The organism is Streptomyces lancefieldiae (genome assembly GCF_031845825.1).
GTDB lineage: Bacteria > Actinomycetota > Actinomycetes > Streptomycetales > Streptomycetaceae > Streptomyces > Streptomyces lancefieldiae.
The window spans coordinates 1-593 of sequence record NZ_JAVRFH010000275.1; the positions used below are offsets into that span (position 1 = coordinate 1).

General features: G+C 68.6%; 1 protein-coding gene. It reads right to left on the reverse strand.

Annotated elements, in window-relative coordinates; all coding sequences use genetic code 11:
* A partial coding sequence (locus RM812_RS42115) for a hypothetical protein (protein WP_311586290.1) occupies positions 1–449 on the reverse strand: 449 nt, incomplete at its 3' end.
* Positions 450–593 lie beyond the last annotated feature (144 nt).

The window sequence follows — 593 nt, forward strand, 5'->3', positions numbered from 1 at the left end:
ACGGCCGCGTCCAGCTCGTCGTCGGCCAGGAGAAGGGAGAGGGACGCCGGCCCGACATCGATCGTGCAGTCGAGCCCGTGGTCGGCGAGCACATCGTTGAGGTGTGTGGCGGTGGTGCGGGCGGTGATCCAGGGCTGCAGCAGCGCTGCGTTGAACATCTTCACGGAATCGGCGCTGGGAAGGGTCATCACGACCCGGAAGGTCCTCTCGTCCAGTGTGGCGGTGGCGTCGATGCCGGTCTGGTGCAGCCATTCGGTGGCATCCTCGACGGAGTCAGCGAAGTGGCACTTGCTGCTGTACATCGTCACGTGCAGGGACGCCCCGTCGTGGGCCGTGTTGATCTGTGCGAGGAAGTCGGCTTCCTTCAGGGCGTCTTCGAGCTGCTGTTTCACTGCGGCGGCACTTCCCACGGTGGCCTGCTGGGGTACCGTCGGGGGATTCGCGGTCATGATCACTTCCGGATCGGTGGTGGTGTGCTGGGGGCGTTTCCGGTCCCCGCGGGGGACGGGGACCGGAGGCACGTGCCCGTGTGCGGCGGCGTGGAATCGGGGGCGTCGCGCACGGGGGCTCAGGCGGGGCTGGGGGCGGGGCGG